This is a genomic window from Gordonia gummivorans, from assembly GCF_022513585.1.
Classification (GTDB): Bacteria; Actinomycetota; Actinomycetes; order Mycobacteriales; family Mycobacteriaceae; genus Gordonia.
This window is the reverse complement of record NZ_JAKWBF010000022.1, coordinates 56,696-79,248: the sequence shown is the minus strand read 5'-3', so window position 1 is coordinate 79,248 and position 22,553 is coordinate 56,696. Positions and strand designations below refer to the sequence as shown.

Below are 22,553 nucleotides of genomic sequence, written 5' to 3'. Positions count from 1 at the left end.
CATCGCAGGGCGCACGACATGGGTGTGGGCCACCCGCCGACGTCGCGGCGCGGTGGTTGACGCGTGGTTCAGGCCGTGACCGGCGGCCCACGCACACCCGGCCCACCGAGGACCGGTCCCGAGGAAACGAGCGGCTCGACCCACCGCATCCGCGGCTGCGCAGGTACGCGCAGGACCGGCGGTGGCGTCATGGACCGGATGGTTGAGGTGACTACGTCGGCCAGCGTCGCGGCCAGCACGAGGAGAACGGCACTGACCGGGATCGCGATCGCGTGCATCACGAGCATTCCGGGCCCGCCCACTTGATGCATTGCGTGCCCGGCGTCGCCGACCGCGAGCGCCCAGTGGCAGGCGACCTGGGCGAAGCTCAGCAGCAGCGTCGTCGTGACCATCGCCGCAGTCCGTGTCCGGCGGGTTGAGTGGGCCACGCATCCGAGCAGTCCCCCGATGGCGACGCTGACGAGCAGGCCCGCAGCGCCGGGAATCCCGCCACCGGCGACACCGTGCGCAGCCACCGCCACCGCGGGTACGACGGCACCGACCGCGACGCGCGTCAACGCGTCGGACGGTCGCTGCGACGCCGGATGCATGAGGGCATCGTATGCGGCGCGCTCCCCCAACTGGCCCACCGGCCCACGCACACGATGGAACAATGGGCACATGCCGCACGCATCCCCCGGCGTCGAGATCCGAGAACTCTCCTCCCCCGACGAACTCGAAGACCTGGCCCGGGTGTTCGACGACGTGTGGCGGCCCGACCCGGCGAACCGCCCGGTGAGCACCGACATGCTGCGCGCGTTGTCGCACGCCGGCAACTACGTGACGGGCGCATTCATCGGCGACCACCTCGCCGGCGGCAGCGTCGCCTTCTTCGCGGCACCGGTCGGGCAGACGCTGCACAGTCACATCACCGGCGTCTCGCGACGCGGCCGTGGCCACCACGTCGGGTATGCGCTCAAGATGCACCAACGACGATGGGCGCTGCATCGCGGGCTGAGCACCATCACGTGGACCTTCGATCCACTCGTCGCGCGCAACGCCTACTTCAACATCACCAAACTCGGTGCTGAGCCCTGCCACTACTACGAGGACTTCTACGGCGACATCGGCGACGAACTCGGCGGCGACGACGACTCCGACCGCGTGCTCGCATCCTGGGACCTGCGCGCCGACGACGAGCCAGCTGCAGAGGCGAATTCGGCCGAGGAACTCGTGGCAAGCGGAGCGGTGCTCGGCATCGACATCGAATCCGGTCGTCCAGAGGCGCGGACCGACCGATTCGATCCAGCCACGACGATCGTGGTGCCCGTCCCACGAGACATCGAGGCGATGCGGCACAGTCATCCGGTAGATGCCGCCCGCTGGCGTATCGCACTGCGCGAGGCTCTGAGTCCCCTTCTCGTCGAAGGCCATTCGCGCCGGTCGGTCGACTTCCTGCGATCCGGCCACTACGTGCTCGGTGCAGCCGGTTCTGGTGCGGCACCCGGATCAGAGAACCCATGAAGCTGACCGGGATCGAACTCCTGCGGGTCGAACTGCCGCTGGTCACGCCGTTCCGCACCTCGTTCGGAATCGAGCACTCCCGCAACGCACTTCTCGTTCGCGCGGTCACCGATGTCGGCGAAGGCTGGGGCGAGTGCGTCAGCATCGACGAGCCGAGTTACTCGTCGGAGTACACCGACGGCGCGATCGACGTGTTGCGGCGCTTCCTGATCCCACCACTCATGGGAACCGACGTCACCGCCATCGAGGTTGCTCCGCGGATCGCGGCCATCAAGGGCCACCGGATGGCGAAGGCAGCGTTGGAAACCGCCATCCTCGACGCCGAGTTGCGATCCACCGCAACATCACTGGCGAGCCGTCTGGGCGGCATCGCCTCCTCGGTACCGGTGGGAGTCTCGGTGGGCATCCGCGACACCCTGCCCGAACTGCTCGACGAGGTATCCGGCTACATCGAAAACGGTTACCGGCGAATCAAACTCAAGATCGAACCGGGCTGGGACCTCGTTCCGGTCCGCGCGGTGCGCGACCACTTCGGACCCGACCTGATGCTGCAGGTCGACGCAAACACTGCGTACACGCCGGTCGATCTGCGCCACCTGGTGAAGTTGGACGACTTCGGCCTTACACTCATCGAGCAACCCTTCGACGAGGAGGACATGCGCAGTCACATTCGCCTGCGGGCGATGTCGTCGACGCCGATCTGCCTCGACGAATCGGTGGTCTCGGCACGAGCCGCCGCGGACGCCATCATCATGGGCGCCTGCGACATCGTCAACATCAAACCCGGACGCGTCGGCGGCTATCTCGAAGCCGCGCGAATCCACGATGTCTGTGCGGCGCACGGGATTCCGGTGTGGTGCGGCGGCATGGTGGAGACCGGCATCGGCCGGGCCGCGAACCTGGCGCTGGCCGCCATGCCGGGTTTTGTTCTGCCCGGCGACATCTCGGCGTCGGACCGCTACTTCGATCACGACATCACCGAACCGTTTGTCGTCGACTCCGGATCGGCGATGCGGGTTCCGACCGGCCCCGGCATCGGCGTCGACCCACTTCCCGACGCACTCGCCGCAGCCACCACGTGGCGCGAGTGGATTCCGGCGACGGATTCGGCAGGCTGAAACACTGTGCCACCCAAACACTCCCTGCCCGACGAGGTCGGTCCGCGCGACCTGACGCCGGACCGCTGGTCGGAGTTTCCGCACACACTCGCCGACGTCATGCCGGCGGCGGGTGCCGCGCTCGGCGCGTGGGCCACAACCGACGTCACGGTCCCGACCGCACACACCGTGGTGTTGTTCCTCGTCGACGGACTCGGGGCGACCCTGCTCGACGAACACGCCGACGCCGCGCCCCATCTCGCGTCGTTGCGGGGCCCGACACTGCGCGCGGGCTTTCCGGCCACCACAGCGACCAGCATCACCAGCCTCACCAGCGGAACGTCGTGTGGCGTACACGGAATCGTCGGCTACTCGTTCCGGCCCGACGACGATTGCCGGGCACGCGGGTCGCGTCGGGTGCTCAATGCACTGCGGTGGTCGCTCGACAACGCGGACGGGCCGTCGGCCTTGGTCACTTACCCACCGGCGCTGGTGAAGCCGCACGCCACCCTGCTCGACAACCTCGACGACGACGGCATCGCGATCACCTATGTGATGCCGGGTGAATTCCGCGGAACCGGGCTCACCCAGCTCGCCTTTCCCGCACCCGGACGCTATATCCCTGCGGTCACCCCCGACGGAATTCGGGCCGCGGTCACCGCGACACTGCGTCGCAGATCTCGCCGTCGGCGCTTTGTGTACGTCTACTTCAGTGAGCTCGACACCGCGGGACATCTCCACGGCCCGGGATCGCCGCAGTGGCTGGCGAAGCTGCGTCTCGTCGACACGCTCGTGGCCGACCTCGCCGACGCCCTTCCGCCCGACGCCACGCTCCTCGTGACCGGCGACCACGGCATGGTCACCGCGGGTACCGCCGTCGACATCGACACCACGCCCGCACTACTCGCCGGCACCGACGCGGTGGCCGGCGAGGCGCGGGTGCGCCACGCCTACGCGAGTTCTGGTGCCGCGACCGATGTGTCGGATGCGTGGTCGTCGACGCTGCACGGCCTGGCCCGCGTCGCCACCCGCGAGCAGGCGGTCGAGGAGGGCTGGTTCGGCCCGGAGGTGGGGCGCCGCATCGCCGACCGCCTCGGCGATGTCATCGCTGTCGCGACCGGCGACACCGTCCTCGTCCGCAGTCGCAACGAACCACTCGAGTCCCGGCTACTCGGCCACCATGGCGCGTGGTCGTCGGCCGAACAGCTTGTGCCGCTGCTGATCGCGACGGGTTGACTCGACGCGTTGGGTGATCGCCACCGCGACCTGCGGCAATCTGCACCTGGGAGGCTGGCCACGTGCATAGTGCACGTGGTCGGGTTGGGGGTGCAGAAATCCGACGGGCTCGCGGTGCGTTCCATGCTTGAACCGGCTCGCCCGCGGGGGTTGGCGTCTGAAACGGTCGCCGTGAGGTGCCACCGAGGGCAATATGCCCTCGGAGTGCACTGAGGAGGCCCGTTTCGGACGCGTGCCGGTGAGTCGGATTGCCTTCGCGCTCAGCGACCACGCTCTGCCCGCCTCCACGATCACCGACGAGGTCGGCGGGTGGGTCGGCAGATCCGAAGGGTGCTGCTTTCGGCTCCTGAACTGCGGAATTGCGTCAGCGTCCTGCCGCAAGAATCTAGGGGAAGAACTTCCTCCCCCAAGTTCCAAGTCGTCCCCGCGAAAATTTGTGGGGAGGACTCCAACGCCAGGGGAAGAAGCTTCTTCCCCTACTTTCTTGTGCGCCCCAGGCCCGACGACCACCCTCGTCTGAGTGCGCGTCGGCGTGCCGCGAACCAGAACCCGCGTCTGGCCAGAAACCCGATGCGCACCAGCGGTTTCTGGCCTCACCTGCGGGTTCTGGCCACAGGTGCGGTTTCCGCGAGGCCGCGCTGTTCCCGCCGCCGATCGCCGACGAGGTCGGCGGGTGGATCGCTGATCCGACGAGTTCGGTGACTAGCGCCCTGACCTGCACATAAGCGTCCACCACCCCACCGCTCTCTGAGGTACCCGAGGCGCCAGCCGAGGGATACCTCGAAGGGCAGGCGAACGGGCCACGTCAGCGAGGCGCCGGACCACTGGAAGTAGGGGAAGGTTCTTCCCCTACTTTCTGCCCCTGCTTGTTGAGTCGCCCGCGAGAAAATTCGCGGGGAGGACTCCAGGGATAGGGGACGAGTTTCTTCCCCTATTTTTCGTGGATCATCGTCGCCGCGCCGCGCTCCACGCCCCTCTTCCCGCCGCCGCGATCGCTGACAAGGTCGGCGGGTGGGTCGCTGACTCGAAGAGTCCCATCCGCTGCCGGAGTTGCTCGAGGTAGCGGAAAGGGACCTCAAATGGTCTGTGCCACTGGAACACACGGGATCGGCGGCGCACGTGCCGGGTCGAGGGCAGCCAGCACCAGCGCGGTCGACCGGCGGCCCGCGACCAGCCCGAGGTGGCCGGAATGATCTGCGGCGCAACCATCTTGCAGAACGATGTTGCGAACCGTCGTCCCGGTCGGCCCGGCGAGCAGACCGTTGGTGTAAGGGGTGACGATCTCGTCGTGGCGGGTCACGATGTTGGTGTATCGGATGCCGGGCAGATAGGGCGTCGGCCGACGCACTGCCGCGTTGAAGTCGAGATCCCTTGGCGGCGAGCTGCATTCCGGACATGAGCGACGCGGACCGGACACGCCGAGCAGATCACGGAGGCGGTAGATCGACTCCCCGCGTGCGTCGTCCTCGTCGGGTCCTTGGCGCCAGTACGGAGCGAGAGACACGTAGTGGGCAACCGAACCGGCACCACCCAGATACTTGAGCCAGTACGTGGGGATCTCGGTGCCGAGCGAATGCCCGACGATGTCGACCTGACGCGCCCCGGTCGCGGCCCGCACATGATCCGCGAATATCTTGACCTGCCAAGCACTGTCGAGCTTGGGGCCCAGCCCGCCCAGCGCCGACGCCGGCCACACCTCACCCAGAGTGCCGTAGGTGGGTGCAAAGACGCAGTATCCGGCGTTGTGCAGGACCGCTGCCAGCGTCGCCCAGTTGGTCTGTCGGCCACCACCGCTGCCGTGCAGCAGGATCACCGGACGCGGATGCGCCGTCGTCGGCCGGCAACGAAAGTCGTTGGTACCCGGCAGCGACCCGCCAGGACGACGCAGCTCTGCTTCGATACCGGCGCGATAGTCGTAGGTCACAGCGATTGGGCGATCTGCGTGCGCCGACGCCGCCAGACCCGACAACGTCGTCAGCACGCCGAGAGCGATCACCACCGTCGCCTGCCTCACGCCGATCATGCTGTCCCCGCACTCGTCTCCCGGCCCCCGCCGATCTCGTTGTCACCGCCGACTTCGGTGTCGTCATCGCTCTCGAGGTCGAGCCGCACGCCGAGCAACCGGACCGGACGGTCGATCTCGAACTTGGCGAGCAACTCGGCGACCTCCGCTTCCAGCGTGTCGTAGTCGGTGGTGGGCGCGTCGAGCTTGTGCGACTTGGTGCGGGTGAAGAACGTCGTCGTCCGCACCGTGACCGCCACCCGGAACGGCACGCGCTCTTCGCCGACGACCTGATGGAGCAGGTCACGCAGCAGGTCGGCGGTTGCCGCACGCATCTCGTCGTAGGTGTGCAGATCGTGCGCATAGGTCTGCGATTTGGAATGTGAGCGCGCCAGCCACGGTTCCGGGGTCACCGTCGAGTCACCGCCGCCACGACTCAGCACGTACAGCCAATTGCCCTGGTGCGGACCGAACAACGCGATCAGTTCGTCGCGCGGGGTGCCGATCAGGTCGTTCACCGACTCGATTCCGTTGCGACTCAGCTTTGCCGACGTCTTGGGACCGACGCTCCACAGGTCACGGCTGGGCCGCTCCCCCATCAGGTCGAGCCAGTTGCGGCCGTCCAGCAGAAAGACTTTGGGCGGCTCGACCGTCGAATCGGGATCCTTGGGGCGCTTGGCAAATCCGGTGGCCATCTTGGCGCGCTGCTTGTTGTCGCTGATGCCCACACAGCTACTCAACCCGCACACATCGCGGATGTCGGCACGGATACGCGTGGCCAGCGCGGCGATCTCGGTGTCGTCGGGCGACGGTCCAGCCGTGCCCGCGTCGAGGAGCCCGACACCGAGGTACGCCTCGTCCCAGCCCCACACCTCGACCGGGTGGCCGTATCCCCGAAGAACTTCCATGACTTCCGCAGAAGCGGCATCGTAAGCACCCATGTCGAGTGGTAGATACACCGCGTCGGGCATCTTGCGGTACGCGGCCCGCAGCGGCATCCCGGCGCGCACACCGTGGTCGCGTGCCTCATACGACGCGCACGTCACCACCTTGCGGGCCTCGGTCGGATCGCCGTTGCCGCCGACGATCACCGGGACGTCGACCAGTTCGGGACTGCGCAGACGCTCCACCGAAACCTGGAACTGGTCGAGGTCGACGTGCAGGAGCCACCGATAGCGCGATGGGTCCGAGGTGGTCACAATTCGCAGGGTACGCCCTGAGAAAGCACGGTCGAAGCGCGGCGCGCTCGGGTACGCCACCACCACCGATCGCCGGCGGAGCACGCTCGAAGCGCGGCGCGCTCGGGTACGCCACCACCACCGATCGCCGGCGGAGCACGCTCGAAGCGCGGCGCGCTCGGGTACGCCACCACCACCGATCGCCGGCGGAGCACGGTCGGGCCGATCGATCGACGATCGGCCCGACCGGTCCCTCATCGACGCCCTCCCCGGCGTCCGCATGAGGAGTCAGAGGGAGTCAGAAGCTGAAGAACCAGGGGCTCGGCCCGCACGCAAGACGGCCGAATCGCACCGGGTCGAGCGCTTGCAGCGCGATGGAGATCGCACGCGGCGAGTACGACATCGCCAGGTGATCGGAGGTGTCTTGTTCACAACCGTTCTGCAGGACGATGTTCCGCACGCCGGGGCGACGGATGAAGGTGAGGTCGTAGGGCGTGGTCACCTCGTCGTACCGGGTGCCGACGATCGTGTATTCGACCCCGGGGAACACGAGCTTCGATCGGTTCAGGTTCCGGATGAACGGCGAGTCGACGGTCTGTTGGATGCCGGATCGGCCGACGAAGATCTCGGTGACACCAAGCACGTTGAACGCCGGACCGAGATTGTTGATCCCCCGCCCCAGGGCGCCGATGCCGAGCAGCGTGGTCCCCTTGTTGGTCGCACCGAAGGTGATCAACTTGCCGACCTTGTTGCGCTCGGGATGCCGATCATTGGCTCCCCCACCGAACTTCATCCACTGTCGGGCCACGAGACCACCTTGTGAGTGCCCGATGATGTCGACCTTCGACGCACCCGTGGCACGTCGCACGCGGTCGATGTAGCGGCCGAGCTGTGCAGCCGAGTATTCAATGGCCACAACACCGTTGGTTCCCGGCAGCGCCACACCCAATCCGCCGCCGTTGAGCAGATCGGTCCGCCCGTAGTTCGGCGCGAAGACACAGTATCCGGCCCGTTTGAGGACTGGCGCGAACGCCGCCCAGTTGTCGTAGGCGTTCTCCCAGGTGCCGTGCACGAGCACCACAGGGTTCTGACCGGTCTTCTGCTTGCACGAAAAGTCGTTGGCGCCAGGAGGAGCCGCATTCGGATGGACCTGGCCGTAGGCGAACGCCGGCCAGAATCCCCGCTGGGCGGGACCGGTGACGTCGGTGTCGGGGACCGGGCCCAGTGGCCGGGTCGCCACGTCGTGGGTCAACGCGTTGACGGCCCGCACCTGCCCCTTCGCGGTACCCGGACGCTGTGCTGAGTTGATGTAGTCGACGATTCGCTGGGCCTGCGCGACCTCGTCCGTGGTTGCCGGGGTCGTCCCGACGCCCGATGGCGCACCTTGCACCGGTGCGGCTGTGACCGCGAAGCTCATGATCACCGTCGCCGCTACTGTGGCAACGAGCCCCGACAATTTCCTGTACGCCATCATGGCGTTACCCCCTTCAATTCAATGTGATTGAGCAGCACGGCATCTCACGGAAGTGCGATGCGCAATTGATGTGTGCGCAAACCGATGCGCCGGCAGGATGTCCGCAATGCGTGCGAGTTGTAGCGCACGAGCGAGAACTCCTCGGTCCCCGCGCGTCGGCGCTCGGCTGCGGCAAAGAACGCGCTCGCCTTCGTCACGTACAGCGTCAACAGCATGGCCGAGTCCGGGTCCAGCCGCGGGAGTGCTTGCGCGAGAACCCGGCCCAACAGCGCCCGATCCCGATGCAGCGGCGGCGGGACCAGATTGAGCGCCGGTGATGCGGTGGTGCAGTTCGTCGGATCGGTCACCGCGTGCACGGCCACCAACGCGAAACCGATCGACACGATCGCGCGTACATCCGGATCCTCCGCGCGTCGCGGGTGCGCCATGATCGTCGCCAGTCCACGAACCGGCAAAGACGATGGCATCTTGTTCATATGCGCTGCACTACACCGTGTTTCGCCCAAGACTTCGAGTGCCATGGCCTTCAGTTGCGCGACCGTGCGAACGTGCGCCCGCAGTGTCGCCGCCAACGCCGCCGAGGTTTCGCCAGCCAGGCCGAACCGGCTCGGCTGAGCCAGCAGTGCATTCAGACCCGGCACCACGATCAACTGCTCGATCTCGATGGCCTCGAGCAACGCGGCCGATCCGAGAAAGCGCTTCGTGGTCCGCCGCGGCGGGCACAAATCGAGTACATCGGTCATCCAAAGCCCTCCCCTTAACCCCGACCCGATGTAACATTCCCGTCGCTTCGCTCGCCCCGACACGATTCAGCGACAAGCCAGAACTGTTGCGCGAGAGCGTCTCCGCCCCTCCATGACCCCCTGCGACGGCCGCTACCCGTGAGTAGGTTACCGATGCGTAGCCTACGTTAGGGTATGGCGCGGTCCGTGTAGAGCCCGGAGTGTGATCGGGGTTACCTGCGTACCGCCCAGTGGGACTCGACCCAGCGGAGAGCGATGCGAAACGAGGACCGAAACTGTCCGCGATCTCCGCCAGGATGAGTCCTGTCAACAACCTCACCATCACAAAGGACGGTCATCATGGACTGGACACTCGAAGTCGCGTTTCTCCCCGTCACCGACGTCGACCGGGCAAAGGACTTCTACACGCGCGTCGGCTTCAACGCCGACCACGATCAGTCCCCCAGCGACGACATCCGATTCGTCCAGATGACCCCGCCCGGATCGGGATGTTCGATCGCCTTTGGCAAAGGCCTGGTCGACGCCGCACCACCGAACGCGGGCACGCTGATGCTCTGCGTCTCCGACATCAATGCCGCACACCAACACCTCGTCGATGCGGGTATCGAGGTCAGCGACATCGACATCCAGCCCTGGGGACATTTCGTCTACTTCGACGACCCGGACGGCAACCACTGGAACGTGCAGTACCTCCCGTACCGCGACCAGAGCTGATCAGACGACTGTCCCTTGGCGCGCCGTCCATTGATCTGTATGAAGTTGTGCCCGGAATCCGGGCACAACTTCATACGGATCGCACTTTCATCGACCCTGTCGGTTAGCGATACTGTCCCGTGTGCGTGAACACTCGCTTCTGAACCTGGCCGACACCACCGAGATCGAGACGGCGGTGCCGGTCTGGACCGCGGCCATCGGCATCCTCATCGTGCTGGCGGTTGCCCTGGTCTTCGCCGGCGTCGCCCGACTGGTGCTGCGGCGCCACGCACACCTCGAACTCACCACCTGCATCGTGCTGTCGATGCTCGGGTCGACGGTGGGGCTAATGGTCGCCGGGCTCATCGACCGTCACATCCGGGTTCTGAATCCCGTCACCATCCTGTTGGCGCTCGCCGGCTCGATTGTCGTGGTCGCGATCTACGGCGCGGTCGCGGCCCGCTTCCAGCGCCAACAGCATGCCCCGATCACAGACCTCCTCGCGCAGGGCGAATCCGACCGCGTCGAGTTCAAATCCACCGCGCGCATCAATCTGCGCACCGGACAAAAAGATCCGAAGATGGAGCACGTCATCGCGAAGACCATCGCGGCCTTCGTCAACGCCGATGGCGGCACGCTCCTGGTCGGCGTCGACGACGACGGCACACCCCTCGGCCTCGACCCCGACTACGCGACGCTCAAGGTTCCCGACGCCGACCGCTTCGAACTGTGGTTGCGCGACCTGCTGACCACGACGCTCGGCCAGAACATCGCCGCCTCGGTCGGAATCTCCGTCGAAGATGTTGCTGTGCAAGACAGTTTGCAGCCGGTCTGCCGAATCACCTGTGTGCCATCACCGCAGCCGGTCTACCTGAAGCCCGGTAAGAATGCCGCTCCCGAATTGTGGGTGCGCACCGGCAATTCCAGCCGCCAGCTCAACGTCGACGCCGCTGCCGACTACGTCATGCACCGCTGGCCGTTGGGTGCCGGTTCGGCGTTGGCAGCGCAGGCGCGCGCAGCGGTTCGGTTCTCCGTGGAGCGGTAGGTCAGTTCTTCCAGGTGTACAACGCGGCGTCCGACGTCGAGCCGCTCGAACCGAACGCCGTCACCGAGGCAGCGCTCACTGTCGCCGACGGATCCAAGACTGCGTAGACACCGCACAGGGTGCGACCGTTGGTGCCGGCAGGCAGATCCTCGTCCTTACAGGAATCGAGCTTTCCGAACAGAATCAGTGAGGTCGAGTACGCGTTGTTCGACGTCGCCAGTTTGTACTTGGGATCGAACGAAACGAGGCTGGGCAGCGCCGACTCGTACCGCCCGGTGTCGGGCGCGGTGGCCTTGACCTCCGAACGGATGAAGTAGATCTGCTTCGCCTTTTCGCGGGTGCTGCTCGAGAGTTGCGCGAGCTCTTGATCGGTCGCCTTGTGAATCTCGGTGACCCGGAAGAAGAATCGGCCTGTTTTGCCGTCTTCGGTGTAGTCGATGACCACCGGTTGCCCAACCTGCACCGTGGCACCCTTTGGCGTCAACGGCTGTGGCGGTGCGGGCTTGGACGATGTTGTCGTCGGCGCGGGCGGAGTCCACGACGGGACACTCGGCCCAAGGCGGGCCGGTTTCTTGTCGAGCATCGCACGTTGCTGGATCGCGAGGTCCTTGGAGGTCCAACCGTCGACGTCCTTGCACGTGGTGATGATCGCGTCGTAGGGAACCTTGATCTGGTTGACGATCTGTTGCGCCTTCGCGTCGTCCTTGGCGGCCACGGCAGCGTCCAGCTGCGTGGTGAGACCAGCGACGTTGTCCACCTCCGCCTTCAACTGGCGCTGCGTGTTGTCGGCGGTGTCGATGTATGCCAGCGGGTCGTAGCCTGCGGGACGCGCGGGAGTGGCGGGAAGCGGACGACCGTACAGCCACGGCGACATAGAAGTCGTGACCTTGACAGACGCCTCGGATGACACGGCCGTACATGCCTGCGCGAGGGTGAACTTCACATTCGCCGCATTCGGCCCGGTGGTATCCGCCTTGTCTGCGTCGTCGCCACCGCAACCAGCCACGGTCATCGCCAGAATCGCTGCCACGCAGGCACTTACCACTGATCTTGCGCGCATTCGAACGCCCCCCGAATCGTCGTCAATGAACGAATGAGACGCTACCAAACCCTGTCGTGCCGATCGCGAACGGTTCCACAGGCATCGCCCACGGAACCGTTCAGCCCTTCGAATGGTCAGCTCAGTGCGGTTCCTCGGTCTCGTGCGAGTCGGTCAGCGTCATCGCACCGAACCCGGCGACCAGGCCGACGATCACCGCCAGGATCGCGTAGGTGACCCGCTCGCCGTGGAAGAACGAGGTCACCAACTCGTTGCTCCACACTCCCGCAGGCAAACTCACCGTCACAAGCGCCGCGATCAAGGTGCCGACCACAGCAGTACCGACACTTGTGCCGACTTCCTGCGCGGTGTCGTTGAGTGCGGTCCCAATCGACGTGCGATTCTCGGGCATCGCGGCGACCAGCGCGACCGCGCAGATGGTCATGACCGTCCGCAGGCCGATGGTGAGCGTGACCATGAAGATCGCGATCGGCAGGTAGCCGTGGTCGACCGCCCACGCAAGGCCGGCGAGTGAACCACCGAGCAGCACCGCCCCGACGAGGCACGCGATGCGATGTCCGTACTTTCGAGCGAGGCCCTCGGAAATCGGGGTCGCCGCGATCATCGTGATGATCATCGGGAGATTCGCAAGGCCGGCCTTGACCGGGCTCCAGCCGTAGGCGTACTGGAAGTGCAGGATCAGTCCGAACATCACCCCGGCCATCGCGATCGACGTGCCGATCTGCGCGATCGACGCCCCGCGGACCGTGCCGGACCGGAAGATCGTGAGGTCCAGCATCGGCTGCGACGCCCGACGCTCGTGCCAGATGAAGCCGACGAGCGCGAGCACGGCACCGACCGCGCAACCAAGAGTGACGATCGACGCCCAGCCGAATTCGACGCCGCTGGTCAGCATGTAGCACGCCAGTCCGATGGTCGCGATACTCAGCACCGCGCCGGGCAGGTCGAGCCGGTCGCCCGTGAGGTCTTCGGGGCGGTCGGCCGCGACGCCCATCCGAACGCCGATCCAGGCGATGAGCGCGATCGGCGCGTTGACGACGAGCAGCCATTCCCAGCTGACGTGTGCCAGCGCAGTACCGCCGAGCAGCGGCCCGAGGATGAATCCGCTCATGCCGACGACGATCATGATCGTCATCGCCCGCATTCGCAGCTGCTCGTCGTCGAAGAGCCGGAACACCAGCGAGTTGGTGATCGGAGCCATCGCAGCAGCAGCGACGCCGAGCGCGGCGCGAAGCGCAATCAGTTCACCTGCTGAATGGACGAACACCACCAGCAGGCTGATCAGGCCGAAGGCCGCGAGGCCGTAGAGCAGCACGCGGCGTCGGCCGAGCCGGTCGGCGGCCGACCCCGCGGTGAGCAGCAGGCCGCCGAAGGTCAGCGAGTACGCACCGGTCACCCACTGCAGCGCGGTGGTACCGCTGCCGAGGTCGCGGCCGATGGTCGGCAACGCGATGGTGAGCAGCGTGTTGTCGACCATCTCCACGAAGAACGCCAAGCACAGGGCGGCCAGCGGGATCCACGCGGCTCGCAGCGACCCATAAGTCCGGGTCGGGACTGTTTCAGTTACCGAAGTCATCGGAACACCTCCTATCGAACGTTGTTCGGTTATCGAACATGGTTCGAGAATAGAACGTTGTTCGGTCTTCTGGCAAGGCGCAATCGGAGGTGTGATGGGATAGACGGCATGGCACCCGGAGCAAGCCGCACTCGACGCCGCGCGTCGCACTCGCTCGACGCCGTGGTCGAGGCGGCCGTCGCGATTCTCGACGAGTCCGGCGAGCCGGCCCTGACCTTCCGCGCGCTCGCCGCACGACTCGGCGGCGGTGTCGGCAGCATCTACTGGTACGTGTCCAACAAGGAGGAGTTGCTCAATCTCGCGACCGACCACGTGATCGCCGACGTACTCGTCGAGACCTCGAGCCTCGACGCCGACGCCGACCCCCTCGACAACGTCCGGGCGCTGGCGGTGGGCCTGTTCACCACCGTCGCGCAGCGCCCCTGGCTCGCAGCATATTTCATGCGCAACACGACCATCCAGTCCAACGGATTGGTGTTCTACGAGCGCCTCGGCGAACAGATGATGCGCCTGAACCTCTCCCCCCGCAAGACATTTCACGCCGTGTCCGCGGTTCTGGGCTACGTGATCGGGGTGGCGGCCGACCTCGGCCAGGAACCGCCTCAGGAGGTTGTTGCCGGGGAGGTCGCCGCACACGACTACCTGCACGCCGTCGCCGATCAGTGGCGAGCGCTCGATCCCGACGAGTACCCCTTCATGCACTTCATCGTCGACGAGTTCGACGGACACGAGGACATCGACCAGTTCCGCTCGGGACTCGAACTGCTACTGGAAGGCATTCGCCTACAGGCGGATTCGGCCGAACGCACCTGACACCCGCTCCGAAATCTGTACGCCCGAGCCGAGCGAGGTGCACAGTGCACACGGCTCGGCTCCCGCGTACAGGTTTCCTACGCAGATTCCGCACAAAGCAAGTGGCCCCCGCACTCGCGAGAGTGCGGGGGCCGCTTGGTGTTTGGGCTATTGACTACCGGTAGTCGTTGGAGAAGCCGTAGTCGTCCAGCGGCACCGCAGCGCCGGCCGGGGCACCGAAGGTGCCGTCCGGGCTGTAGTAGGTGTCGTCGTAGGACGGCACCGCGTAGGCCGCGGCACGCGCTTCCTCGGTCGGCTGAACCTGGATGTTGCGGTACCGGTTGATGCCGGTACCGGCCGGGATCAGCTTACCGATGATCACGTTCTCCTTGAGACCGATCAGCTTGTCGCTGCGGCTGTTGATGGCCGCATCGGTCAGGACACGAGTGGTCTCCTGGAACGACGCCGCCGACAGCCACGACTCGGTCGCGAGCGATGCCTTGGTGATACCCATCAGCACCGGACGTCCGGCCGCCGGCTCGCCACCCTCGGAGACGACCGTGCGGTTGGCCGCCTCGAACTCGGCGCGCTCGACGAGCGAACCGGGCAGGAACTCGGTGGTGCCGTGATCGATGATCGTCACGCGGCGCAGCATCTGACGCACGATGGTCTCGATGTGCTTGTCGTGGATCGACACACCCTGGCTGCGGTAGACCTCCTGGACCTCGTTGACCAGGTGGACCTGGACCTGACGGGGACCCATCACGCGGAGCACCTCGTGCGGGTTGGCCGAGCCCTCCATGAGCTGCTGGCCGACCTCGACGTGGTCACCGTCGGCGAGAAGCCGCTCGGAACCGTCGTCGTGCTTGAACACACGCAGGCGCTGACGCTTGGAGATCTTGTCGATGACCACTTCCTCGGAACCGTCGTCGGGGACGATGGTGATCTTGTAGAAGCGGTCGTCGTCCTCCAGGCGCACCCGGCCGGAGACCTCCGCGATCGGCGCGACGCCCTTGGGCACGCGCGCCTCGAAGAGCTCCTGGACACGCGGCAGACCACCGGTGATGTCGTCACCGACGCCACCCTGGTGGAACGTACGCATCGTCAGCTGGGTACCGGGCTCACCGATCGACTGGGCCGCGATGATACCGACGGCCTCGCCGATGTCGACGAGCTTGCCGGTCGCCATCGAACGCCCGTAGCACGACGCACACACACCGGTTCCGGTGCCGCAGGTGAGCACCGAGCGCACCTTGACCTGGGTGATGCCGGCGCCGAGAAGAGCCTCGATGGCCGGATCGCCGAGGTCGTGTCCACGCTCGACGATGACGTTGCCGTTCTCGTCGAGCGCATCGGCGGCCAGGGTCCGCGCGTAGGTGGAGGTCTCCACGTGCGCGTCGCGGATCAGCGTGCCGTCGGCCTGCTTCTCGGCGATCGTCGTGGTGATGCCACGCTCGGTGCCGCAATCCACCTCGCGCACGATGACATCCTGCGACACGTCCACCAGACGACGGGTCAGGTAACCCGAGTCGGCGGTACGCAGCGCGGTGTCGGCCAGACCCTTACGGGCGCCGTGCGTGTTGATGAAGTACTCGGCCACGGTCAGGCCCTCGCGGAACGAGGACTTGATCGGACGCGGGATGAACTCACCCTTCGGGTTGGTCACCAGACCCTTCATGCCAGCGAGCGAGCGGATCTGGGTCATGTTGCCCGCCGCACCCGACTTCACGATCATCGGGATCGGGTTGTCATCCGGGTAGTGCGCCTCCATGGCCGCACCGACCTCTTCGGTGGCCTGCTTCCAGATCTCGACCAGGGCGTCGCGACGCTCGTCCGGGGTGAGCGCACCGCGCTGGAACTTGCGCTCCAGGCCGTCGGCCCGCTCCTCGTACTTGTCGAGGATCTCCGCCTTGGCCGGCGGGACCAGCACGTCGGCCATCGAGACGGTGACGCCCGAACGGGTGGCCCAGTAGAAGCCGACATCCTTGAGCTTGTCGACGGTCTGGGCGACCACGATCATCGGGTAGCGCTCGGCCAGATCGTTGATGATCACGGCCTGACGCTTCTTCGGCATCTGCTCGTTGACGAACGGGTACTCCACCGGGAGCAGCTCGTTGAACAGCACACGACCCAGCGTGGTCTCCGCATCCCAGGCCTGACCGTAGCTCCACCCCTCGGGGAAGAGCTGCGCCTCGAGGTCGGCAGGCGGACGCTGGTCGGTCAGACGCACCTTGATCTGCGACTGCACGGTCAGCGCACCACGGTCGACGGCCATGATGGCCTCGGCCGGGCTCGAGTACACACCGCGCTCGACGTCGTCGGAAGTGGCAGGCGTGTACTCGCCGACCGCGCCCTCCTTGAGGGTGGTCAGGTAGTACAGGCCGGTCACCATGTCCAGACGCGGCATGGCCAGCGGTCGGCCCGACGCCGGCGACAGGATATTGTTCGACGACAGCATCAGGATCCGTGCCTCGGCCTGCGCCTCCGCCGACAGCGGGAGGTGCACGGCCATCTGGTCACCGTCGAAGTCGGCGTTGAACGCCTCACACACCAGCGGGTGCAGCTGGATGGCCTTGCCCTCGACGAGCTGCGGCTCGAACGCCTGAATACCCAGGCGGTGCAGCGTCGGAGCACGGTTGAGCAGCACCGGATGCTCGGCGATGACCTCTTCGAGGACGTCCCACACGGCCGGGCGCTGACGCTCGACCATGCGCTTGGCGGACTTGATGTTCTGCGCCTGGTTCAGGTCGACGAGTCGCTTCATCACGAACGGCTTGAACAGCTCGAGCGCCATCAGCTTGGGCAGACCGCACTGGTGCAGCTTGAGCTGCGGGCCGACCACGATGACCGAACGGCCCGAGTAGTCGACACGCTTGCCGAGCAGGTTCTGACGGAACCGGCCCTGCTTGCCCTTCAGCAGATCGCTCAGCGACTTCAGCGGACGGTTGCCCGGTCCGGTGACCGGACGACCGCGGCGGCCGTTGTCGAAGAGCGCGTCCACCGACTCCTGCAGCATCCGCTTCTCGTTGTTGACGATGATCTCGGGAGCACCGAGGTCGATCAGTCGCTTGAGGCGGTTGTTGCGGTTGATGACGCGGCGGTACAGATCGTTGAGGTCGGAGGTCGCGAAGCGGCCACCGTCGAGCTGAACCATCGGACGCAGCTCCGGCGGGATCACCGGCACCGCGTCGAGGATCATGCCCAGCGGCGAGTTGCCCGACTGCTGGAACGCGGCCACGACCTTCAGTCGCTTGAGCGCCCGCAGCTTCTTCTGACCCTTGCCGTTGCGGATGGTGTCGCGCAGCGACTCCGCCTCGGCGTCGATGTCGAAGGTCTCGAGCAGCTTCTTGATGGCCTCGGCACCCATCGACCCGGTGAAATACTCCCCGTACCGCTCGACGAGCTGGTGGTAGAGCTTCTCGTCGATGATGAGGTCACGCGGGGCGAGCTTGACGAACTTGTCCCACAGCTCCTCGAGTGCGTCGAGCTCACGCTGAGCGGCGTCACGCATGCGACGCATCTCGCGCTCGGCACCGTCCTTGACCTTGCGGCGGACGTCGGCCTTGGCGCCTTCGGCCTCCAGCTCGGCGAGATCCTGCTCGAGCTTCTGCTGACGCTCGTTGAGATCGATGTCGCGCTGGTCGGCGACGGCCTTCTTCTCGACCTCCATCTCGGCCTCGAGGGTCGAGAGCTCGTTGTGACGGAGCTCGTCGTCGACCGAGGTGATGACGTAGGCGGCGAAGTAGATGATCTTCTCGAGATCCTTCGGCGCCAGGTCGAGCAGGTAGCCCAGCCGGCTCGGCACACCCTTGAAGTACCAGATGTGCGTGACCGACGCGGCCAGCTCGATGTGGCCCATGCGCTCACGGCGCACCTTGGCCTTGGTCACCTCGACGCCGCAGCGCTCACAGATGATGCCCTTGAAGCGCACGCGCTTGTACTTGCCGCAGTAGCACTCCCAGTCGCGAGTCGGTCCGAAGATCTTCTCGCAGAAGAGGCCGTCCTTCTCCGGCTTGAGCGTGCGGTAGTTGATGGTCTCGGGCTTCTTGACCTCACCGTACGACCAGTTGTGGATGTCGTCGGCCGTGGCGAGGCCGATCTTCAGTTCGTCGAAAAAGTTGACGTCGAGCACTTGTTACCTTTCGGCTCTTCTAGTCAGATTCGGTGATGGTCAGTTGGCGAGATCGTCCACGGTGGCGGACTCGTTGCGCGACAGGTTGATTCCGAGGTTGGCCGCAGCGCGTTCCAGATCCTCGTCGTCGGTGTCGTGCATCTCGATGGCCGCACCGTCGGAGCTGAGCACCTCGACGTTCAGGCACAGCGACTGAAGTTCCTTCAGCAGCACCTTGAACGACTCGGGGATACCGGGCTCCGGGATGTTCTCGCCCTTGACGATCGCCTCGTACACCTTCACGCGGCCGACCACGTCGTCCGACTTGATGGTGAGCAGCTCCTGCAGGGTGTAGGCGGCGCCATAGGCCTGCATGGCCCAGCACTCCATCTCACCGAAGCGCTGACCACCGAACTGCGCCTTACCGCCGAGCGGCTGCTGCGTGATCATCGAGTACGGCCCGGTGGAACGCGCGTGGATCTTGTCGTCCACCAGGTGGTGCAGCTTGATGATGTACATGTAGCCGACCGACACCGGGTACGGGAACGGCTCGCCGGAACGACCGTCGAACAGTGTCGCCTTGCCGTCGCCGTTGACCATGACGTCACCGTCGCGGTTCGGCAGCGTCGAGGACAGCAGTCCGGTCAGCTCCTCCTCGCGGGCACCGTCGAACACCGGAGTGGCGGTGTTGGTGTCGGGCTCGGCCGAGTACATGTCCTCGGGCAGACGCGACGCCCAATCCGGAACCCCGCTGGCCACGTTGATGTTCCAGCCGGCCTTGGCGACCCACCCGAGGTGGGTTTCCAGGATCTGGCCGATGTTCATACGACGCGGTACACCGTGGGTGTTCAGGATGATGTCGACCGGGGTGCCGTCCGGCAGGAACGGCATGTCCTCGGCGGGCAGGATCTTGCCGATGACGCCCTTGTTGCCGTGGCGGCCGGCGAGCTTGTCGCCGTCCTGGATCTTGCGCTTCTGGGCCACGTAGACGCGGACCAGCTCGTTGACGCCGGGTGCGAGATCGTCGTCGTCGTCGCGGCTGAAGACGCGGACGCCGATGACCTTGCCGGTCTCACCGTGCGGAACCTTGAGCGAGGTGTCGCGCACCTCGCGGGCCTTCTCACCGAAGATGGCACGCAGCAGACGCTCCTCCGGGGTCAGCTCGGTCTCGCCCTTCGGGGTGACCTTGCCGACCAGGACGTCGCCGTCGCGAACCTCCGCACCGATGCGCACGATGCCGCGCTCGTCGAGATCGGCGAGGACCTCGTCGGAGACGTTCGGGATGTCCCGGGTGATCTCCTCGGCACCGAGCTTGGTGTCGCGGGCGTCGATCTCGTGCTCCTCGATGTGGATCGAGGTGAGCACGTCCTCCTCCACGAGCCGCTGGCTCAGGATGATCGCGTCCTCGTAGTTGTGACCCTCCCACGGCATGATCGCCACGAGCAGGTTCTTGCCGAGCGCCATCTCACCGTTCTCGGTGCACGGACCGTCGGCCAGGACCTGACCCGACTCCACGCGCTGGCCCTCGTCCACGATGGGACGCTGGTTGGCGCAGGTGCCGTGGTTGGACCGGGCGAACTTGCGCATCCGGTAGGTGTCGCGGGTGCCGTCGTCCGACATCACGGTGATGTAGTCGGCGGAGACCTCCTCGACCACACCGGTCTTGGTGGAGACCACCACATCACCGGCGTCGACGGCGGCACGCAACTCCATGCCGGTACCGACCAGCGGCGACTCGTTGCGCACCAGCGGCACGGCCTGACGCTGCATGTTGGCACCCATGAGGGCACGGTTCGCGTCGTCGTGCTCGAGGAACGGGATCATCGCGGTCGCGACCGACACCATCTGGCGCGGCGACACGTCCATGTAGTCGACCTGATCGGAGCCGACGAGCTCGACCTCGCCACCCTTCTTACGAACCGACACGCGGTCCTCGGTGAAGCGGCCGTTCGCGTCGACCGCGGCATTTGCCTGGGCCTTGACGTAACGATCCTCTTCGTCGGCGGTCAGGTAGTGGATCTCGTCGGTGACGACACCCTCGACGACCTTGCGGTACGGGGTCTCGATGAAGCCGAACGGGTTGACCCGCGCGTACACCGACAGCGAACCGATCAGACCGATGTTCGGACCCTCGGGAGTCTCGATCGGGCACATCCGGCCGTAGTGGCTGGGGTGCACGTCGCGAACCTCGAGGCCGGCGCGCTCACGGGACAGACCACCCGGGCCCAGCGCCGACAGGCGACGCTTGTGGGTCAGACCCGACAGCGGGTTGTTCTGGTCCATGAACTGCGACAGCTGGCTGGTGCCGAAGAACTCCTTGATCGCCGCCACGACGGGACGGATGTTGATCAGGGTCTGCGGCGTGATCGCCTCGACGTCCTGGGTGGTCATGCGTTCCCGCACGACACGCTCCATACGCGAGAGGCCGACGCGGATCTGATTCTGGATCAGCTCGCCGACGGTACGCAGACGACGGTTGCCGAAGTGGTCGATGTCGTCGACCTCGACGGGCACCTCGACACCACCGGGAACGGTCATGTACGTGGTGATGTGCGGATCGGCCTCGTGCAGACGCACCAGGTACTCGACGGTGGCGACGATGTCCTCACGGGTGAGGGTCGACTCGCCGAACATCGGGGTGTCGGTCAGACCGAGCTTCTTGTTGACCTTGTAGCGGCCGACGCGGGCGAGGTCGTAGCGCTTGTCCTTGAAGAACAGGTTCTCCAGGAGGTTCTCCGCGGACTCCTTGGTCGGCGGCTCACCCGGACGCAGCTTGCGGTAGACCTCGAGCAGCGCCTCGTCCTGGTTGGCGGTGTTGTCCTTCTCCAGGGTCGACATCATGATCTCGGAGAAACCGAAACGCTCGGTGATCTCCTCGGTGGTCCAGCCGAGCGCCTTGAGCAGCACGGTGACCGGCTGACGGCGCTTGCGGTCGATGCGCACGCCGACGGTGTCGCGCTTGTCGACGTCGAACTCGAGCCATGCGCCGCGGCCCGGGATGACCTTGACGGTGTGCAGGGTCTTCTCGGTGGCCTTGTCGATCGCGGAGTCGAAGTAGACGCCGGGACTACGGACCAGCTGGCTCACCACGACACGCTCGGTGCCGTTGATGATGAAGCTGCCCTTGTCGGTCATGATCGGGAAGTCGCCCATGAACACGGTCTGCGACTTGATCTCACCGGTGTTGTTGTTGATGAACTCCGCGGTGACGAACAGCGGCGCCGCGTAGGTCATGTCCTTGTCCTTGCACTCCTCGACGGAGGCCTTGACCTCGTCGAAGTGCGGGTCGGAGAAGGACAGCGACATCGATCCGGAGAAGTCCTCGATCGGGGACAGCTCGTGCAGGATGTCTTCGAGGCCTCCGGTCGGGTTCTCCTCGCCGCGCGCGATTGCTTTCGCGCGCCACTCCGGGGAACCGACGAGCCATTCGAAGGAATCGAGTTGGAGGTCGAGGAGGCCGGGTACCTCCAGCGGCTCGCTGATTTTGGCAAAAGACGCGCGATGCGGCGCGCCGGGGATGGTTGAGGTGGACTGGCGGTTGACTGCCAAGATGCGTCCTTCCAACACGACGTTTCACTACCTGGTTGTGCGGTGAGTGGCTTGATGGGCCGTTCGCTGGTGACAACCTGGATCGGCGATCACCGCAGCACACACAACGCGGTTCGTTGGAGAACCTGTAGTGGCCGTGAGGAGGATCAAAGATGGACAGGAGGCAGCCAGCGCAACGTCCAACTGTAGCAGAAAGTAGACGTACTTTGTCAAGCGCGTCTCGAAGCAACTGCGCGCCGGTGGCTGCCTTGCACGTCAATCGCTGGTCACAGCGTGGACCGACTTCGTCCCCACGTCAAGCGCTACGCGCATTTTTGTGGAAACTTTGTTGCCCGCAGCTCGGCGGGGCCTCTCCCGCCGACCGAGGTGCGGGCCTCGAAGCCCGCCGCCACAAAAAAGTAGGGGAAGAAACTCTTCCCCTACTCTTTGAGTCCTCCCCGGAAATTTCTGGCGGACGACTGTGAACCTCGGGGAAGAAACTCCTCCCCTAGATT

General features: G+C 65.7%; 15 protein-coding genes. 6 read left to right on the top strand and 9 right to left on the bottom strand.

Features of this window, described 5'->3' with window-relative positions:
- Window positions 1–68: 68 nt before the first annotated feature.
- Entirely contained in the window at window positions 69–590 is a 522-nt protein-coding gene (locus MKW15_RS16530; RefSeq protein WP_240860153.1) for a YtxH domain-containing protein, read from the bottom strand.
- 70 nt (window positions 591–660) lie between these two features.
- On the opposite strand from MKW15_RS16530, the gene MKW15_RS16525 reads away from it, so the two are divergent.
- The 3 genes from MKW15_RS16525 to MKW15_RS16515 are packed head-to-tail and all read left to right on the top strand — an operon-like array spanning window position 661 to window position 3,836.
- Window positions 661–1,503, top strand: a complete 843-nt coding sequence (locus tag MKW15_RS16525) for a GNAT family N-acetyltransferase (protein WP_240860151.1) — start codon at window positions 661–663, stop codon at window positions 1,501–1,503.
- Window positions 1,500–2,621, top strand: a complete 1,122-nt coding sequence (gene menC, locus MKW15_RS16520; RefSeq protein ID WP_240860149.1) for an o-succinylbenzoate synthase — start codon at window positions 1,500–1,502, stop codon at window positions 2,619–2,621. The genes MKW15_RS16525 and menC overlap by 4 nt, the downstream gene beginning before the upstream one ends.
- A gap of 24 nt (window positions 2,622–2,645) precedes the next feature.
- On the top strand, window positions 2,646–3,836 hold the full coding sequence (locus MKW15_RS16515; protein WP_374247443.1) for an alkaline phosphatase family protein: 1,191 nt from the start codon (window positions 2,646–2,648) through the stop codon (window positions 3,834–3,836).
- Window positions 3,837–4,911: 1,075 nt separating this feature from the next.
- Here MKW15_RS16515 and MKW15_RS16510 read toward each other — a convergent pair.
- From MKW15_RS16510 to MKW15_RS16495, 4 genes are all read right to left on the bottom strand, one after another.
- Complete coding sequence (locus tag MKW15_RS16510) at window positions 4,912–5,859, bottom strand: esterase/lipase family protein (RefSeq protein ID WP_374247440.1); 948 nt, start codon at window positions 5,857–5,859, stop codon at window positions 4,912–4,914.
- The gene (locus MKW15_RS16505) at window positions 5,856–7,037 is read right to left on the bottom strand and encodes a DNA polymerase IV (RefSeq protein WP_240860147.1); all 1,182 of its coding nucleotides are present in this window, start codon (window positions 7,035–7,037) and stop codon (window positions 5,856–5,858) included. Before MKW15_RS16505 ends, MKW15_RS16510 begins: the two co-directional genes overlap by 4 nt.
- A gap of 277 nt (window positions 7,038–7,314) precedes the next feature.
- A complete protein-coding gene (locus MKW15_RS16500) occupies window positions 7,315–8,433 on the bottom strand; it encodes an esterase/lipase family protein (protein WP_240860144.1) in 1,119 nt (372 codons plus the stop codon).
- A 101-nt stretch (window positions 8,434–8,534) separates the two neighbouring features.
- Window positions 8,535–9,233, bottom strand: a complete 699-nt coding sequence (locus MKW15_RS16495; RefSeq protein WP_240860142.1) for a hypothetical protein — start codon at window positions 9,231–9,233, stop codon at window positions 8,535–8,537.
- 339 nt (window positions 9,234–9,572) lie between these two features.
- Between MKW15_RS16495 and MKW15_RS16490 the strand changes: the two genes are divergently transcribed.
- Complete coding sequence (locus MKW15_RS16490) at window positions 9,573–9,947, top strand: VOC family protein (RefSeq protein WP_240860140.1); 375 nt, start codon at window positions 9,573–9,575, stop codon at window positions 9,945–9,947.
- 121 nt (window positions 9,948–10,068) lie between these two features.
- Window positions 10,069–10,971 (top strand): AlbA family DNA-binding domain-containing protein, encoded by a 903-nt coding sequence (locus MKW15_RS16485; protein WP_240860138.1) that lies wholly within the window; start codon window positions 10,069–10,071, stop codon window positions 10,969–10,971.
- 1 nt (window position 10,972) lies between these two features.
- Here MKW15_RS16485 and MKW15_RS16480 read toward each other — a convergent pair whose 3' ends face one another.
- On the bottom strand, window positions 10,973–12,001 hold the full coding sequence (locus MKW15_RS16480; RefSeq protein ID WP_240860137.1) for a hypothetical protein: 1,029 nt from the start codon (window positions 11,999–12,001) through the stop codon (window positions 10,973–10,975).
- 151 nt (window positions 12,002–12,152) lie between these two features.
- Entirely contained in the window at window positions 12,153–13,607 is a 1,455-nt protein-coding gene (locus MKW15_RS16475; protein WP_240860136.1) for an MFS transporter, read from the bottom strand.
- Window positions 13,608–13,715: 108 nt separating this feature from the next.
- On the opposite strand from MKW15_RS16475, the gene MKW15_RS16470 reads away from it, so the two are divergent.
- Window positions 13,716–14,420: a TetR/AcrR family transcriptional regulator gene (locus MKW15_RS16470; RefSeq protein ID WP_240860134.1), complete on the top strand. Its 705-nt coding sequence runs from the start codon at window positions 13,716–13,718 to the stop codon at window positions 14,418–14,420.
- 154 nt (window positions 14,421–14,574) lie between these two features.
- Here the strand turns inward: MKW15_RS16470 and MKW15_RS16465 are convergent, their stop codons facing one another.
- Entirely contained in the window at window positions 14,575–18,531 is a 3,957-nt protein-coding gene (locus MKW15_RS16465) for a DNA-directed RNA polymerase subunit beta' (RefSeq protein WP_240860132.1), read from the bottom strand.
- Between the two features lie 39 nt (window positions 18,532–18,570).
- On the bottom strand, window positions 18,571–22,059 hold the full coding sequence (gene rpoB / locus MKW15_RS16460) for a DNA-directed RNA polymerase subunit beta (RefSeq protein WP_240860131.1): 3,489 nt from the start codon (window positions 22,057–22,059) through the stop codon (window positions 18,571–18,573).
- Window positions 22,060–22,553 lie beyond the last annotated feature (494 nt).